This is a genomic window from Pseudomonas lijiangensis, from assembly GCF_018968705.1.
Lineage (GTDB): Bacteria > Pseudomonadota > Gammaproteobacteria > Pseudomonadales > Pseudomonadaceae > Aquipseudomonas > Aquipseudomonas lijiangensis.
Genome location: NZ_CP076668.1, coordinates 1,371,946 through 1,389,251, shown reverse-complemented (window position 1 = coordinate 1,389,251; position 17,306 = coordinate 1,371,946). Strand labels below are relative to the sequence as shown.

The following is a 17,306-nucleotide window of genomic DNA, read 5'->3' as shown; positions in this document are numbered from 1 at the left end:
AGATATAAAGGAAAGCCGTTCCATGCCGCAGGTGGATCCCGATTTGTTCGACCGCGGCCAGTTCCAGGCCGAACTGGCCCTGAAGGCAAGCCCCATCGCCGCTTTCAAGAAAGCCATCCGCAAAGCGCGTGACGTGCTCGACGAGCGCTTTCGTGAAGGCCGGAATATACGCCGCCTGATCGAGGATAGGGCCTGGTTCGTGGATAACATCCTGCAACAGGCCTGGGATCAGTTCGACTGGAGCGAAGATGCCGACATCGCCCTGCTGGCGGTGGGCGGCTACGGTCGTGGTGAACTGCATCCTTATTCGGACATCGACCTGCTGATCCTGCTGGACAGCGCCGATCACGAAGTCTTTCGCGAATCCATCGAGCGTTTCCTGACCCTGCTGTGGGACATCGGCCTTGAAGTCGGGCAAAGCGTGCGCTCTGTGGATGAGTGCGCCCAGGAAGGCCGAGCCGACCTGACCGTCATCACCAACCTGATGGAAAGCCGCACCATCGCCGGCCCCGAGCATCTTCGCCAGCGGATGCTGGAAGTCACCAGCACGCAACATATGTGGCCGAGCAAGGACTTCTTCCTGGCCAAGCGCGCCGAACAGAAGACCCGGCACCACAAGTACAACGATACCGAATACAACCTGGAGCCCAACGTCAAAGGCTCCCCCGGCGGCCTGCGGGACATCCAGACCATCCTCTGGGTCGCCCGGCGCCAATACGGCACCCTGAACCTGCGCGCACTGGCGGGAGAAGGTTTCCTGCTGGAAAGCGAGAACAACCTGCTCGCCTCTTCCCAGGAATTCCTCTGGAAAGTGCGCTACGCCCTGCACATGCTGGCCGGGCGTTCCGAAGACCGGCTGCTGTTCGATTACCAGAGCAGCATCGCCGGCCTGCTGGGCTATCAGGACAGCGATGCGAAGCTGGCCATCGAACGCTTCATGCAGAAGTACTACCGCGTGGTCATGAGCATCGCCGAGCTGAGCGACCTGATCATCCAGCACTTTGAAGAAGTCATTCTGGTGGAGGATGACGGCAGCAGCACGCAGCCGATCAATTCACGCTTCCAGTTGCATGACGGTTATATCGAAGCCACGAAGCCGAACGTCTTCAAGCGCACGCCGTTCGCCATGATCGAAATCTTCGTGCTGATGGCTCAACGCCCGGAGATCAAGGGCGTGCGAGCCGACACGATTCGCCTGCTGCGCGAACACCGCCACCTGATCAACGACGATTTCCGCAACGATATCCGCAACACCAGCCTGTTCATTGAGCTGTTCAAGTGCGAGCAAGGCATCCACCGCAACCTGCGCCGGATGAACCGCTATGGAATCCTGGGCCTGTACCTGCCCGAATTCGGCCATATCGTGGGGCAGATGCAGCATGACCTGTTCCACATCTATACGGTGGATGCGCACACGCTGAACCTGATCAAGCACATGCGTCGGCTGCAATACGCCGATGTGGCCGAGAAATTCCCGCTGGCCAGCAAGCTCATGGCGCGCCTGCCCAAACCGGAACTCGCCTATCTGGCCGGCCTGTACCACGACATCGGCAAGGGACGCGGTGGCGACCACTCCGAACTGGGTGCCGTGGATGCCGAGGCCTTCGGCATACGCCACCATCTGCCCGCATGGGACACGCGTCTGATTGTCTGGCTGGTCAGCAACCATCTGGTGATGTCTACCACTGCGCAGCGCAAGGATCTTTCCGACCCTCAGGTCATCCATGACTTCGCGCAGTTCGTCGGCGACGAGGTGCATCTGGATTACCTCTATGTGCTGACGGTCGCCGACATCAACGCAACCAACCCGACGCTCTGGAACTCCTGGCGCGCCAGCCTGTTGCGCCAGCTGTATACCGAAACCAAGCGGGCATTGCGCCGCGGACTGGAAAACCCGGTCGACCGCGAAGAACAGATTCGTCGCACGCAGATTGCCGCCCTGGACATTCTGGTGCGCAACGGCATCGACCCGGACGATGTGGAACAGCTCTGGTCAGCCCTGGGTGACGATTACTTCCTGCGCCATACCGCTGGCGATGTGGCCTGGCACAGCGATGCCATCCTGCAGCAGCCTGCCGATGGCGGCCCGCTGGTATTGATCAAGGAAACCACCCAGCGCGAGTTCGAGGGCGGCACCCAGATTTTCATCTATGCACCGGACCAGCATGATTTCTTCGCTGTGACCGTGGCCGCGATGGACCAGTTGAATCTGAACATCCATGACGCCCGCATCATTACGTCCAGCAGCCAGTTCACCCTCGACACCTATATCGTGCTGGACAACGATGGCGGCTCGATCGGCGACAATCCCGAACGAACCCGGCAAATCCGTGACGGCCTGACCGAAGCGCTGCGCACCCCGGACAACTACCCGACCATCATCAAGCGTCGTGTACCGCGCCAGCTCAAGCATTTCGCCTTCGCGCCCCAGGTGACCATCCACAACGATGCGCAACGCCCGGTGACCGTGCTGGAACTGCTGGCCCCCGACCGTCCGGGACTGCTGGCACGCATCGGCAAGATTTTTCTGGAGTTCGACCTGTCCCTGCAAAACGCCAAGATCGCGACCCTGGGTGAGCGAGTGGAAGACGTGTTTTTCATCACCGACGCCAACAATCAACCCCTGTCCGATCCTCAGTTATGCAGCCGCCTGCAAGAAGCCATCGCCAAGCAATTGAGTGTCAATTCAGAGCCGGACAGCAGTTTGCGGATCAGTATTTAAAGAATCGACTCGGCGCTCAGCCATTGAGGACCCAGCATCATGAACAACGCCATGCAACAGCTTCAGCCTTACCCGTTCGAGAAGCTTCGCGCCCTGCTCGGCAGCGTGACGCCCAACCCGGACAAGCGCCCCGTGGCCTTGTCCATCGGCGAGCCGAAGCATCGTTCACCCGAGTTCGTCGCCAAGGCCCTGGCCGACAACCTCGATCAAATGGCGGTCTATCCGACGACACTGGGTATCCCGGCACTGCGCGAAGCCATTGCCGGCTGGTGCAACCGTCGTTTCAATGTGCCAGAAGGCTGGATCGACCCGGCGCGCAACGTACTGCCGGTCAACGGCACCCGCGAAGCGCTGTTTGCCTTCACTCAGACCGTGGTCAACCGCAGCGACGATGGCCTGGTGGTCAGCCCCAACCCGTTCTATCAGATCTACGAAGGCGCGGCATTCCTGGCCGGCGCTCAGCCGCACTACCTGCCTTGCCTGAGCGAAAACGGTTTCAATCCCGACTTCGATGCTGTCACACCTGATATCTGGAAGCGCTGCCAGATCCTGTTCCTGTGCTCGCCCGGCAACCCGACCGGCGCGCTGATCCCGCTGCCGACCCTGAAAAAGCTGATTGCCCTGGCCGACGAATACGATTTCGTGATCGCGGCGGACGAGTGCTACAGCGAGCTGTACTTCGACGAGCAGACTCCTCCGCCCGGCCTGCTCACCGCCTGCGCCGAACTGGGCCGCCAGGACTTCAAGCGTTGCGTGGTCTTCCACAGCCTGTCCAAGCGCTCCAACCTGCCTGGCCTGCGTTCGGGCTTCGTGGCCGGCGACGCCGACATCCTCAAGGCTTTCCTGCTGTACCGCACCTACCACGGCTGCGCCATGCCGGTTCAAACCCAACTGGCCAGTATCGCAGCCTGGAATGACGAAGAACACGTACGCGCCAACCGCGACCTGTATCGCGAGAAGTTCGACGCAGTCCTGGAAATCCTCGCCCCCGTGCTGGATGTCCAACGCCCGGATGGTGGTTTCTACCTGTGGCCAAACGTGGGCAAGGACGACGCCGAATTCTGCCGCGACCTGTTCGCCGACCAGCATGTAACGGTTGTGCCGGGCTCCTACCTGTCCCGCGAAGCCAATGGCGTCAACCCTGGCGCAGGCCGCGTACGTCTGGCACTGGTTGCACCGCTGGCCGAATGCATCGAAGCCGCCGAGCGGATTCGCGCCTTTATCACTCGCTGAGTGCTGCGATTCCATGGCACGCAATGTGCCATGGAATAAGCCAGTTCCCGCATTACAGAAACAGGTTACAAAGACGATACAGTTCACATACTCACTTCATGGAAGAGCATATGAACCTCGTATCGACGCTGTCGAACACGGCCATTTCCACCTACAGCAACCTTGAAACTGCAAATACTGCTGCCAGCAAAACCGCCGCGCTTACAACTTCAGTCGCAACAACCTCAGCAGCAACCAAGCAGCCTAAGGGGGCGGATCAAGCCACCTTCTCCAATGTTGCCCTGCAACTCAGCCAGACGACCTCTTCTGCCAGCTCACTGTTTCCGGCTCGTCCCGGCATGAGCACCTCTGCCCTGATCATGGCACCCGCCAATCCGGGGCTGGCCACCAGCTCCAAAGGCCTGACCTTTGCCGAGGTCGCCACTGACGCCCGCGCACGCATGAATGACAAATACGCGCAAATGGAAGCCAGCGGCACACCCTACGACCGCAACAGCTATGAAGGGCGCGACACCAACTCCCTGCTGGGCGACCTCGACCGGCGTTCGCTTTATGCCGTCAGCAGCAATAAAGACGGACTCTTTACCAAAGAAGAACAACAGGCCGCCACCAGCGCCATGAGTCGCCAGCAAGGCATTGCCATGGGCCTGTACGACAGCAATGCCGCCAACGCCTTCACCGCCAACCCTGCCAAACACTATGAAGCAGGCCTGACCTTCCTCAACAACGTCAGCCCGGAAGAAAAAGGCTCGGCCGAGTGGCTGCTGCAACACATGAACCTCGAAGAAGGCATCGCCGCCCTCAAGAAAGAAGATAAAACCAAGCCCCCTCAGACCCTGTTTGAAATGATCGCCGAAATGAATTCAGGACAAGTCAGAGAAGAGGAAGAAGAGAAGCCTCTGCCTGGAGCCAGTACGGCGAGCTCCCAGGCACCAGTCACCCCTTCGAGCCCGGCACCGACATCAGGCACAACCTCCTGACAGTCAGTTTGTCATCATCACCGAGGTATAGACGCTGCGCTACGCTCTCATTGCGCCCGGATTGTCCGACAGATATCGCGACAGCCCGGGCAGAGTGCGTTTGGGCGTGGCATAATCGCTGGCTGTTTTTTCGGGATACATGAGGCATTTGGGCAATGGGAAATTCCGCCGATGGCAGCAAAGGCATTTGTCTATACGGCATCAAAGCCTGCGACACGGCAGTATTTAACAAAAACCTAATTTAAAATCAAAAAGGCCGTTTTTCAGGCGGCCTTTTTTGTGCGTTCGACACCCCGCAAAATCAGGGGATTGTGGTTGGGTTTTGAGGAGTATCAGACCTGAAGCCGCCTACGTGCTAAAGGCGGTAGAAACTGCTGGAATGCACAGACCATCTCGACACCCTAAGCGATGCAGGCACAGTCGGTACGTATCAAGATGCTTGTACGACCATCCCCCTCTTTTTCACCTTAAGTCAACTGAGGGTAGCTTGGATGCGGGACTATCTGAACGGTTGCTCCGAGCAGAATACCGCTATTATCACCTGTCACAGCAGCATTGCTCCACCCGACCGCATAGGCTTCTTGGATAAACCAACTTTTCACCGACTGGCTGAAATTTTTAGCCTCTTGATGATCAGAGTCTTGGTTGTACAAGTTAACGGCTAATTCGGCAGTCACGAACATAGTCGGATTACCAATAGTTACACCCTGCGGGGTAGGAAAATTGAAAGGTCTTCCCATTTTCAGCTCCTTATTTGATTGATATTTGCGAAAATTTACCAATAACTGGATCCTTTAGCTGGAGCTTAACGAAAGCTAGACCTCCATCTTCAGTACGACCAACCACTCGCTATTGATATGCCACCACAGCATCACCAAGGAAGGATGTTTGGTTCTACTAACCAAAGATCCAATTGACAAACAAAAGATGCGACCTCATTAACCTAATGCGCCACTATCCACGGGTACTTCACAAAGCTGCAGATCGCACTGGATGCCGTGGCGCTCACCTCCGCCACCGACGACTGTTCTCAGTTGGCTATCAGGTAGACCATGGGCCAGAAAGCGAACAGGTGCTTGAATGGCTTGATAAGACTTGGTTTCACTCAGCCCAGGGCAACTATGAAAACATGGCCGTCCAGTACGCCCAGCAGGTTCTACGCGATGGCGGGCTCTACATGGAAAATGGTGGTGCCTAGCTGATAGCGAAAAACCGCGATGAGCGGTGAACGTTTGCTCTGACGCCTGAATCTTTCCCGCTCGTAATTGAGGTGATGACGAAACAGGCCAAATTGGGGTTTTGCATGCTAGCTGCGCTTATGCGGAATGGTCTGACAATGTCCGGAATCAGAGAGCACAGCTCATTGAGCAGATCGCGACAGCGGATTTCGTCGGCTTTATGAGTAGCCGAGAAATAGAACGAGTTGCTGCATGAACCATCTGGAATCTACTAACATCAGTTGGCCATTTAAAATCAGGAGCTTCACATGTCCTGTCTCGCAGAGTTTCGCAAGCTTGAGCAACAACTGGCAGTACAGCTTTCCGAACTGGAAACGCTGAAAAACGATAGTGGTCTGGAGAAAGAAATCGAATTTGAAACCAAGCTACGAGATTTGCTGCCTAAGTACAACTTCAGCTTAAGGGACGTCATCAGCATCCTTGATCCACAGGCCAGTAGCCGCAAAGGCACCACCGTGGTTGCGGATGCGAAAATCACTCGCAAGATGCGTTCGGTGAAGGTCTATAAGAATCCACACAGCGGCGAAATCGTTGAGACCAAAGGCAGGAATCATAAGACGCTGAAAGAATGGAAAAGCCAGTACAGTAGTGATGAAGTCGAGTCTTGGGTAAACCGTTAAGGCTCATCTGAAGATCGCATACTTCACCTTCGGCCAAATGACCTGCGGGACCACCATTTCGTTCACTGAAAACCATGACGACGCCCTAGGCTTCCAAGGTCTTCCCCTGGGCTGGCTCCATACTACGCAACCTAGCTGAGCGCTTTGCGCGAAGTAAAAGATAGTCCCTCTAGCACAGCGGGGAAAGAGCGCCACCAATTCTGTTGCGGTTACGTGCAGGCACTCCAAGACACAGGCATGATCGAGCCAAGATCGTGCCGACAACTCCAACGCATGCTTCAGGAGCTGTGGGTCGATACGCTAACCTTGCTCAATCAACGCGGCCTTTGAGGCTACTGATGTGGAAGCGACTGCTCGATGGTGGCTGTTATCACGGAGCAACTCCAGACATTGCAGTCTGTCAGAACCGACAACAGGTGCCTTAAGTTAAATAGTGGCAAAATAACACTGTTCATGTACCCTCACCGGACAGGCTAGGAGGTCTAAAAGGAATTCTTGCCGCTCCTTGGTCGCCTGCCCGTTTTGCCTCCCAGGACGCGCTAGAAAACCTTGAGAATGCAGATGTGTCATTCCCCTCCTCAATCACATCGCGGCAGGGTGTAAAAAGGATTTAGCATGACTTTGGGCGTAAAAGTGAGTCCAAAATTTCTCAAAATGTTTAGTCATTTGGGAAAAAAACAATGCAGCCAAGGCATCAGTGTCCTAGACGTATTCATCTTAGATATCAGAAGCAATAGATTTATCTATGAGAATTTGGTGAACGAACTCTATGACATAATTATCACCTATGCACTATCAAACTCACGACTTAGCGAATACGAGGGGAGCTATGGTGGCAAAGCGTTCGTCGAGGCAAGAAGCAAGCTGCGTGATTATGTACAAAATGACGGTGAACTAGGGGAAATTCTACTTTATTCCTTTCTAGAGTCTCATTTACAGGCACCAAAACTCCTGTCGAAGTTGGAGATCAAAACCTCAGCTAACGATTACGTGAAAGGTGCCGATGGAGTACACCTCCTCAGCCTATCCGACAACGATCATAAAATCGTTTTCGGCGAATCCAAGATGCGCAAGCAACTTCTCGATGGGATATCCGACGCGTTCCGGTCGATCAAAAAATTTGCAGAAGGCAAGCTTGCCTTTGAAACAACTCTCATAGACTCTCAGCTAATCAAGACCTCCGTCACTCAGGACGAATATTTAGCTCTCAAAAAGATTCTCCTCCCAACTGAGGGGAATGATGACATGAATACCGACTACTCATTTGGTGCATTCATTGGGTATGAAGTGGCTGTTAGCAACGAGGAAAAAAAGCTACCTAATCGAGAGTACAGGGACCTGCTGTATGAGCGGGTAAAACAGCAAGCTCTAGATGCATTTGAAAATGTACTCAATGCAATCGATCGGCATGAATTGCACGGCTATAATTTTTACATTTATATAGTGCCCTTCACTGAAATAGACGAAACCAGAAAGCTACTGCTCAAGCGGATAGTCGAGGCCTAGAATGGAAGCAAAACCTCTAATAGATAGACTTGTGGTTGATGTGCATGAAAGCAGTTATTTCCAGAGGCTTTTTAACAAAGCTCAGCTCGCGAAAGACACATTTACCTTTGACCAAGACGCGACACTGCTGACAGCAAAGGAGCTTACCCACTTGCTACGTTTCGCCGACATACTCTCATCATCTAAGAGTGAGTTCGATCGAAATTTAGCCTATAGGATCGTTGGCAACGTTCACGAGGTGAATACTCGGGGCGCTCGCAGCAAGACCTATGCAAACGCAATAGTCAACAAGCTTGGATTATGGCCAAGCTTAGGTCTTTTAAGAAAGCAAAAAGAACTTGATAGCGCGCTCCCATTGGATAGACGGATCGAGTCCCACGTAAAAAAATCAGCTCAAAAGGTTCCGGGGACAGAGGCTTTTTTTACCGACAAGCAGTTTGAACTGTTCAAAAAATTGACTGAAAGTAAAAACTTCAGCTTTGCAGCCCCAACTTCAATGGGGAAATCTTTTGTCATTCTAGAAATGATAAGAAAAATGATTGCAAACACTCCAAAATCAGACATTGTGGTTCTAGTGCCCACACGTGCGCTCATCGCTCAGGTCTTTAGCGATATAAAGGAAAAACTTGGCGCGGATCTAGAGAGAAACGACTTCCAGGTTGCAACCAGCTCTTATGCACTATCAGAACTCAATAGCGATCCCGATTCAAATTTTGTTTTTATACTTACACCAGAGCGCCTATTAAGTCTGATCAATAGCTCGCAAACCTATGCTTTCGGATATCTCTTCGTTGATGAAGCACAAAAGCTTTCATCCCAAAAAGACCATAGAAGTATTATTACTTATCAAGCGATAGAGCAGGCAATTGAAAGAAACAAAGGACTACATATATACTTCTCATCCCCAAATGTATCCAATCCAGAAAGCTTTTTGGAGTTATTCGGGCGAAACAAGAAAAACACATTTAAATCAAAAGAAGGTGCTACCAGCCAGCATCTATATTTTGTAAACTTGCTAGATCGAAGTATCTTTCAATACCACCAAGGTGTAAGTTCTTCTCTTCCTAGTCATTTACTTAACCAATACCAAACTGCTCATGATTTGTTTTTCCGAGTAGGCGGGCAGTCGCCAAAAATCATCTACGGTGGTTCCGTAGAAAAGACACTGACTCGCGCAAGATCCTTTAAAAAATACCTTTCTAAAGGTAAGGCCACACCTGTTTCTCAAGTAATCAGAGAGGCTAGCCAGCAAGTCAGAGAATACATCCATCCGGATTATGAATTAGCAAGTATGCTTGAGATGGGAATTGCGTTCCACTTTGGGGGATTACCGCAAGCGATCAGAACCCTTATCGAATCACTTTTCAGAGATGGAGAGATCCGTTACTTATTTTGCACACCGACATTACTGGAAGGTGTAAACTTACCTGCTAAAACAATATTTGTTATGTCTAGCAAAAAAGGCACTCCGAATTTGGAACCTATTGATTTTTGGAACCTCGCAGGGCGAGCCGGGCGATTGGCTAAGGAGTTTTCGGGAAATATCGTCTGCATAAAAGACGAGAATGACCAATGGAATAATCTAAACATACTTACCGAAAAAAGCAGAGAAATCACGCTTACACCAACCGTACTGCCAAAAAACAGAAAAGAAATTGAGAATGTTCTTGCTACTTTTGACAGTAGCGCTCCCAGCCCCTCTTTATCATCCAAGATTTCCGACATACTTAGAGTCGATAGTATTCGAAGCAACCTAGGTTACGACTCTTACTTGTATAATATCTACAAGGATGAAACCGATGGCCGATCAGCTAAACTAGCAGCCGAATCTGTCGCTAATATAACAATACCGATCAGCATTGCGAGAAGCAATCAATATATTGACCTCGACACCCAGAACTCTGCTTTTAAAATACTCAAAGCATCCAGTGGGTCGCTGAAGCTCTCTCAATGGCCGACAATGGATGAAATAGATCAAAAGCTGCACTTTATCTTCGACATATATAATTTCGAAGAGAATGAAAAAAAACTCAAACGCGGCAGCATCGTGTACTTTAGGCGACTGATTCACCGCTGGATAATGGGAGATTCACTAAGCTCTCTGATTTCTAACACTCTTGCCACCCAAAAGACAGTTTGGTATAGGCGAGAGAAAGTTTCACTTGACACGAAGAATCCAGAACACATCAGCGCTGTCGTAAACAACCTCATAGCTAATATAGAGCACGATCTCAGGTTCGTCTTTGAAAACTATCTCGGTCACTACTATCAGTGTTTGCAAGAGATATACGGGGATGACGCGGGTGCAAACTGGGCTCAGTTCATAGAATTTGGAACAAATGACAAAGACATTGCTGCCATGCAAGTCATGGGGCTTGCAAGGCATACCGCCGTTTTTCTAAAAAGGCGTTATGGTTCTGGCCTGTCTGTTTCCGGAGGAAAAATACGCGGTGTAAATTTTCATGCGCTACTTGAAAAAATCTCCCGGTCAAGCATCTACTACACCGATATTCGCTCTATGGCGTTAGGATGATTTTTTTGCTTTGCGTAAAATCAATGGTCCGGAACTCCTGGCTTGCCAAGTGAGGATTTACAGAAGCGAGGGTTTCAAGAGTGAGCCTCGTTATGGCTCGCTCAAACGCACCCACGTCTTAAGTGGCAACACTGTACCTCGTCAAAGATGTCGTGCAATACAATTCACGGATGCCTGAACCCGTAATGGCTAGTGTGCAGTCTCAGAACAAAATCTCGTTTAGATTTGTGATTTTTTCATGAAAATCAAAAGGATACGACAGGTTATAAGATACGTTTATTTTGAGACTGCACACTAGCTTCGCACGTAGGGGCATGAGAAAACTGTTTCTCGCAGTCTTCCAGTGCTTAGCTTTCTAAGCCGCCAGAGCACACCACCCGCCCGGTGGTAACCGCTCCATAACCTCCACATTCAAAGCCGCCCATTGAAGACCGATGCTGTTCTCCCCGATCCTTTCCGGAGCCAGCACCTCATGATGCGACCCGATGCCAAAGTCGAAAAAGTCTACCTTTCCCCCAACCCGTCGACTTCCGAAAATCCATTGATGGCCCGGCTGCGCTGGTCGAGCTGGACATCAAAGTCGCAGTTCCATGAAATGCGTTCGCTTGTTGCCAGGCTGCATGCAGCCGAAGGCAGATATCCACAAATGCTGCTGTGCCAGCGCTCTGCCAAGATGACGGATATGTACGCGACAGCCGAAGCACTGAGCGGACCGACGTGGCATAATCGCGGGCTGAATTGCGCGCAGATAGTGGGCCATTTGGGGAAACCCGGCGACCCTGAGGTAAAACAATGACTTACACTCTATACGGCATCAAAGCCTGCGACACGATGAAAAAAGCTCGTACCTGGCTCGATGAACATGCTGTGAGCTACGAGTTTCATGATTACAAGGCACTTGGCATTGACCGTGAGCACCTGACGCAGTGGTGCGATGAACATGGCTGGCAAGTGGTGCTGAACCGCGCGGGGACGACCTTTCGCAAGCTCGATGACGGACAGAAGGCCGATCTCGATCAGGCCAAGGCAATCGAACTGATGCTCGCGCAGCCGTCGATGATCAAGCGCCCGGTGCTGGATCTTGGCGATAAAACCCTGATTGGTTTCAAACCCGACCTGTATGCAACGGCCATCGCCTGATTGAGATGGCCCTTTAATTGGCAAGAGGAATTTGCATGTCTACTACCCTGTTCAGCCTGGCCTTCGGTGTCGGCACTCAAAACCGTCAAGGCGCCTGGCTGGAAGTCTTTTACGCACAGCCGCTGATCAACCCGTCTGCCGAACTGATTGCCGCTGTGGCTCCGATTCTGGGCTACACCGCTGGCAACCAGGCCATTACGTTCAACACCGACCAGGCCTCGAAACTGGCCGATGCGGTCAAAAACGTCGATGCCACTCAGGCTGCCCTGCTGACCCGTCTGGCAGAGAGCCACAAGCCGCTGGTCGCCACCCTGCTGGCAGAAGACGCGCCCCTGACTTCTACACCAGAGGCCTACCTCAAGCTGCATCTGCTGTCACATCGTCTGGCCAAGCCGCACGGCCTGAACCTGGGCGGCATCTTCCCTCTGCTGCCAAACGTGGCGTGGACCAGCCAGGGTGCCGTGGATCTGGCCGAACTGGCCGAGCGTCAACTCGAAGCGCGCCTCAAGGGCGAGCTGCTGGAAGTCTTCTCGGTAGACAAGTTCCCGAAAATGACCGACTACGTGGTGCCGAGCGGCGTGCGTATCGCTGACAGTGCCCGTGTTCGCCTGGGTGCCTACATTGGCGAAGGCACTACCGTCATGCACGAAGGTTTCGTCAACTTCAACGGCGGCACCGAAGGCCCGGGCATGATCGAAGGCCGTGTCTCGGCTGGCGTTTTCGTCGGCAAGGGCTCGGACCTGGGCGGCGGCTGCTCGACCATGGGCACCCTGTCCGGTGGCGGCAACATCGTCATCAAGGTCGGCGAAGGCTGCCTGATCGGCGCCAACGCCGGTATCGGCATTCCGTTGGGCGACCGCAACACCGTCGAAGCAGGCCTGTACATCACTGCTGGCACTAAAGTCGCCCTGCTCGATGAAAACAACGAGCTGGTCAAAGTCGTCAAGGCTCGCGATCTGGCAGGCCAGACCGACCTGCTGTTCCGTCGCAACTCGCAGACCGGCGCCGTGGAATGCAAGACCCACAAGTCGGCCATTGAGCTGAACGAAGCACTGCACGCTCATAACTGATGCCGTGTCCGGGGCCGGGGTTTCATACCCCGGCCACGCTCCATCGAGCAGGATGAACAATGCCCCTCACTTCTCCATGGCGCGCTGACTTTCCTGCCATCGACGCCCTTCAGCGCCAAGGCCAGACCTATCTGGACAGCGCCGCAACCACGCAAAAACCTCAGGCATTGATCGATGCCCTGACCCATTACTACGCAAACGGTGCCGCCAATGTGCATCGTGCGCAGCATTTACCCGGCGCCCATGCCACCCAGGCATTCGAGGACAGCCGCAACAAGGTCGCTCACTGGCTGAATGCCCATGAATCCGGCCAGATCATTTTTACCCACGGCGCGACCTCGGCACTCAATCTGCTGGCCTATGGTCTGGAGCAGGAATTCGCTCCCGGCGACGAGATCGTCATCAGCGCGCTTGAGCACCACGCGAACCTGTTGCCCTGGCAACAACTGGCCCAGCGTCGCGACCTGAAACTGGTGGTCCTGCCTCTCGACAGCCATGGCCTGATCGATCTGAATGCAGCCACTGCACTGATCGGTCCGCGCACTCGCCTGCTGGCAGTCAGTCAGCTTTCCAACGTACTCGGCACCTGGCAGCCCTTGCCTCGCCTGTTCGAACTGGCCAGGGCGCAAGGCGCACTGACAGTGGTGGATGGCGCCCAGGGCGTGGTCCATGGCCGACATGGCGTGCAGGCACTGGGCTGTGATTTCTATGTGTTTTCCAGCCATAAGCTCTACGGCCCGGACGGGCTCGGCGTGCTGTATGCCAGCAACACCGCCCTGCCGCGCCTGAAGCACTGGCAATACGGCGGCGAAATGGTGCTCGACGCTGATTATCAGCAGGCCAGTTTCCGCCCCGCGCCCCTGGGCTTCGAGGCCGGTACGCCGCCGATTGCCAGCGTGATCGGCCTGGGCGCGACCCTGGATTATCTCGACAGCCTGGATCAGCAGGCCGTGGCCGAGCACGAAGCCCGGCTGCACCAGCGTCTGCTGGAGGGTCTGCAACAACGTGAAGGCATTCGCGTGCTGGGCTCGCCCGAGCTGGCGCTGGTCAGTTTCGTGGTCGATGGCGTGCATAACGCCGACCTGGCTCATCTGCTGACCGAACAGGGGATTGCCGTACGTGCCGGCCATCATTGCGCGATGCCGCTGCTCAAGAGTCTGGGGCTGCAAGGAGCAATCCGGGTATCACTTGGCCTGTATAACGATTCGGATGACTTGCTGCGCTTTTTCAGCGCTCTGGATCAGGCTCTGGAGTTGTTGCGATGACGCTGACCACTGACGCACAAACCGCACTGGACACCTTCATCCAGCTTAAGGGCTGGGAGCAACGCGCTCGCCTGCTGATGCAATGGGGCGACCGGCTACCGGCACTGAGCGACGACGAAAAATCCGAAGAGCATCGTGTGCACGGCTGTGAAAGCAAGGTCTGGCTACTGGGCACAGTGAAGGATGGACGCTGGCAGTTTCGTGCTGCCAGCGATGCCCGCCTGATTCGCGGTCTGGTGGCGCTGCTGCTGGAGCGGGTCAATGGCCTGTCGGAGCAGGAGTTGCTGGAGGTGGACCTGCCCGACTGGTTCAACCAACTGGGCCTGAGTCGCCAACTGTCACCGTCACGCAGCAACGGACTCAATGCCGTGCTGCAAAGGATGCGTCAATTGGCTCACGCCTGAGTCGACGGGGCCTCGACCGGTCTGGCTCGTTCTGACGGGCGTCGTGTACCCGCCACCAGCTTGTCGATGGCCCGGGTGGCCGCGACCATGCCGAACGTTGCCGTCACCATCATCACCGCACCGAAACCGCCAGCGCAGTCGAGCTTGACGCCATCACCCACGAAACGCTTCTGCAGACAAATGCCGCCATCGGGCTTGGGATAGCGCAACTGCTCGCTGGAAAACACACAGGGCACGCTGTAATGACGGTTGGGCGTACGGGAAAAACCGTATTCGCGGCGCAGGGTCGAACGCACTTTGGAAGCCAAAGGATCGTTGAAGGTGCGGTTGAGGTCGCCGATCTGAATCTGGGTCGGATCGATCTGACCACCCGCGCCGCCGGTGGTCACGATCTGGATCTTGCGTCGCTTGCACCATGAAATCAGCGCTGCCTTGGCATTGACGCTGTCGATGCAGTCGATCACGAAGTCCAGGTCCGGGGTGATGTAATCCGCCATGGTGTCGCGGGTCACGAAGTCGCTGACCGGATGCACCGTACACGCCGGGTTGATGGCCTTTATGCGCTCGGCCATGACCTCGACCTTGGGCCGCCCTACCGTGCTGTCCAGCGCATGCAACTGGCGATTGCTGTTGCTGACGCAGACGTCATCCATATCGAACAGGGAAATCTCGCCCACACCGCAGCGCGCCATGGCCTCGGCCGCCCACGAACCCACGCCGCCGATACCGACCACGGCCACATGAGCTGCACGCAAGCGCTCCAGCCCCTCGATGCCGTACAAACGGGCGATGCCTGCGAACCGTGGATCTTCTGTGCTCATGTCAATTACCCCGAAAAACCGGCGCGCATTATAAGAGGTTTGTCAGAGGCGCGGCACCCTTATCATCGCCCGGCTTGCAATCAGCGCCAGCAGAGTAACGGCCAAATATGCATAGACTCCCTTTACAGGCATGAACAACTTACCTCGGCCCTATATAGAAAACCTTCTCACTGAATTATTTTGTTTATAAATCAGGATCACTACCGCGACACCCTGACAACATGAGTTCTATATCCTGCCCCCTCCAGAAAGTTTCAGACATGTGCAATCAGAAAAACTACAAAACGGATGTATGTTCATGAGTTCTACCCGCCTCAACCCACCTCCCTTGGAGCAAGTTGCCTTTCAGGAAAAGCGCTGGCAAGCGTTAGCCGTTATCTGTCTGGCAACCCTGATGATCGTGCTGGATACAACGATCGTGAATGTTGCACTTCCCTCTATCAAGCTTGATCTGGGCTTTGATGACGTCTCGCTGGCCTGGGTTATCAATGTGTATCTGCTGACCTTTGGCGGGTTCCTGCTGCTGGGCGGACGCCTTGGAGACCTGTACGGGCAGCGGGTGATTTTCGTCTGGGGCGCGAGCCTGTTTACCCTTGCATCACTGGCTTGCGGTATCGCAACGACTCAAGAGACGCTTATCGCAGCCCGCGCACTTCAAGGCTTTGGCGGTGCACTGCTGACCTCGACGGCGCTGTCGCTCATCATTCGCCTGTTCACGGCCCCGACAGAGCGTGCAAAAGCCATTGGGGCCTACAGCTTCGTGTGCACGGGTGGTGGCAGCATCGGTGTACTGCTCGGTGGCATCCTGACCGACCTCTATGAGTGGTATGCGATTTTCCTGATCAATCTGCCGATAGGCGTTCTTGTTCTCGCGCTGAGTCGGCGCTTGCTGCCACCTGCCGGAATAACAGAAAAAGGCGCTCTGGACATAGCAGGTGCCATTACGATCATTGCAGCGTTGATACTGGCTGTTTATGCAATCATGAATGGCAATCATATCGGCTGGACCTCTATAACAACAGTAAGCCAACTGGCCTTGGCAACTCTATTGCTCATTGCATTTATCGGGATAGAACTTCGTACGAAAGTTCCTTTGATCCCTGTACGCCTTTTCCGCTCAAGAAATCTGACAACGGCAAACTTCATCGGAATGCTTTGGGCAACTTCAATGTTCGCCTGGTTTTTTCTTTGTGCCCTTTATCTTCAACAAGTACTGGGCTACTCACCACTTGAAGTCGGCCTGGCGTTTCTTCCGGCCAATCTGGTGATGGCCCTGTGTTCATTGCTCCTGTCTTCGAGGCTCATCATTCGCTACGGCGTCAGACTGCCGCTGGTTCTTGGGCTGGGGCTCGCCGCCGCAGGTCTTTTCCTGCTGGCCAGGGCACCCGTCGATGGCAATTTCCTGCTGGATATCCTGCCTGGGATGCTGCTGATCGGCGTGGGTGCCGGCATGGGCTTCAACCCGATACTGGTGGCCGCCATGAGCGATGCAAAAACCGGCGAAGAAGGTATCGCTTCGGGCATCGTCAATACCTCGTTCATGATGGGAGGCGCGCTGGGTCTGGCGATTATCAGCAGCATGGCTTCGCATTACAGCGAACGACTCACAGAAGCAGGCCACACCGCACTTGAAGCCTTGAGCGGCGGTTATGGCGCGGCGTTCCTGCTCGGCGGCCTGCTGGCGCTTGTGGCATCACTGAGCGGGGCAATATTCCTGCGCAAATGACAGCGTGATTGAAAGTCCGGGTATCGAACAGCGGTCATGAACGGCGTT

At 54.3% G+C, this 17,306-nt stretch carries 14 protein-coding genes; 12 read left to right on the top strand and 2 right to left on the bottom strand.

What is annotated here, in order from left to right; translation table 11 throughout:
* Positions 1-22 precede the first annotated feature (22 nt).
* From KQP88_RS06065 to KQP88_RS06055, 3 genes are all read left to right on the top strand, one after another.
* Positions 23-2,722: a [protein-PII] uridylyltransferase gene (locus tag KQP88_RS06065; protein ID WP_200993469.1), complete on the top strand. Its 2,700-nt coding sequence runs from the start codon at positions 23-25 to the stop codon at positions 2,720-2,722.
* 39 nt (positions 2,723-2,761) lie between these two features.
* Positions 2,762-3,955, top strand: coding sequence for a succinyldiaminopimelate transaminase (dapC, locus tag KQP88_RS06060; RefSeq protein ID WP_025258941.1), 1,194 nt, complete (start codon positions 2,762-2,764; stop codon positions 3,953-3,955).
* 110 nt (positions 3,956-4,065) lie between these two features.
* Positions 4,066-4,935 (top strand): hypothetical protein, encoded by an 870-nt coding sequence (locus KQP88_RS06055; RefSeq protein ID WP_216705107.1) that lies wholly within the window; start codon positions 4,066-4,068, stop codon positions 4,933-4,935.
* A 467-nt stretch (positions 4,936-5,402) separates the two neighbouring features.
* On the opposite strand, the gene KQP88_RS06050 is transcribed toward KQP88_RS06055, so the two are convergent.
* Positions 5,403-5,675, bottom strand: a complete 273-nt coding sequence (locus KQP88_RS06050) for a hypothetical protein (RefSeq protein WP_216705106.1) — start codon at positions 5,673-5,675, stop codon at positions 5,403-5,405.
* A 746-nt stretch (positions 5,676-6,421) separates the two neighbouring features.
* Between KQP88_RS06050 and KQP88_RS06045 the strand changes: the two genes are divergently transcribed.
* The 8 genes from KQP88_RS06045 (at position 6,422) to KQP88_RS06010 (ending at position 14,711) form a co-directional block, all read left to right on the top strand.
* Complete coding sequence (locus KQP88_RS06045; RefSeq protein WP_216705105.1) at positions 6,422-6,793, top strand: histone-like nucleoid-structuring protein, MvaT/MvaU family; 372 nt, start codon at positions 6,422-6,424, stop codon at positions 6,791-6,793.
* Between the two features lie 615 nt (positions 6,794-7,408).
* The gene (locus KQP88_RS06040) at positions 7,409-8,299 is read left to right on the top strand and encodes a HamA C-terminal domain-containing protein (protein WP_216705104.1); all 891 of its coding nucleotides are present in this window, start codon (positions 7,409-7,411) and stop codon (positions 8,297-8,299) included.
* Between the two features lies 1 nt (position 8,300).
* A complete protein-coding gene (locus tag KQP88_RS06035) occupies positions 8,301-10,832 on the top strand; it encodes a DEAD/DEAH box helicase (RefSeq protein ID WP_216705103.1) in 2,532 nt (843 codons plus the stop codon).
* A 472-nt stretch (positions 10,833-11,304) separates the two neighbouring features.
* Positions 11,305-11,628, top strand: a complete 324-nt coding sequence (locus KQP88_RS25230) for a hypothetical protein (protein WP_253950555.1) — start codon at positions 11,305-11,307, stop codon at positions 11,626-11,628.
* A complete protein-coding gene (locus KQP88_RS06025; RefSeq protein ID WP_216705102.1) occupies positions 11,625-11,972 on the top strand; it encodes an ArsC family reductase in 348 nt (115 codons plus the stop codon). The genes KQP88_RS25230 and KQP88_RS06025 overlap by 4 nt, the downstream gene beginning before the upstream one ends.
* 35 nt (positions 11,973-12,007) lie before the next feature.
* Positions 12,008-13,042 carry a 2,3,4,5-tetrahydropyridine-2,6-dicarboxylate N-succinyltransferase gene (dapD, locus tag KQP88_RS06020; RefSeq protein ID WP_216705101.1) on the top strand — a complete coding sequence of 345 codons (1,035 nt, stop codon included), beginning with the start codon at positions 12,008-12,010 and terminating at the stop codon, positions 13,040-13,042.
* 59 nt (positions 13,043-13,101) lie between these two features.
* Positions 13,102-14,307: an aminotransferase class V-fold PLP-dependent enzyme gene (locus KQP88_RS06015; protein WP_216705100.1), complete on the top strand. Its 1,206-nt coding sequence runs from the start codon at positions 13,102-13,104 to the stop codon at positions 14,305-14,307.
* A complete protein-coding gene (locus KQP88_RS06010; protein WP_216705099.1) occupies positions 14,304-14,711 on the top strand; it encodes a SufE family protein in 408 nt (135 codons plus the stop codon). Before KQP88_RS06015 ends, KQP88_RS06010 begins: the two co-directional genes overlap by 4 nt.
* Here KQP88_RS06010 and tcdA read toward each other — a convergent pair.
* The gene (gene tcdA, locus KQP88_RS06005) at positions 14,702-15,532 is read right to left on the bottom strand and encodes a tRNA cyclic N6-threonylcarbamoyladenosine(37) synthase TcdA (protein ID WP_216705098.1); all 831 of its coding nucleotides are present in this window, start codon (positions 15,530-15,532) and stop codon (positions 14,702-14,704) included. The two genes, KQP88_RS06010 and tcdA, sit on opposite strands and share 10 nt — an antisense overlap.
* Positions 15,533-15,794: 262 nt before the next feature.
* Here tcdA and KQP88_RS06000 point away from each other — a divergent pair, with 262 nt between their 5' ends.
* On the top strand, positions 15,795-17,258 hold the full coding sequence (locus tag KQP88_RS06000; protein ID WP_253950554.1) for a DHA2 family efflux MFS transporter permease subunit: 1,464 nt from the start codon (positions 15,795-15,797) through the stop codon (positions 17,256-17,258).
* Positions 17,259-17,306 lie beyond the last annotated feature (48 nt).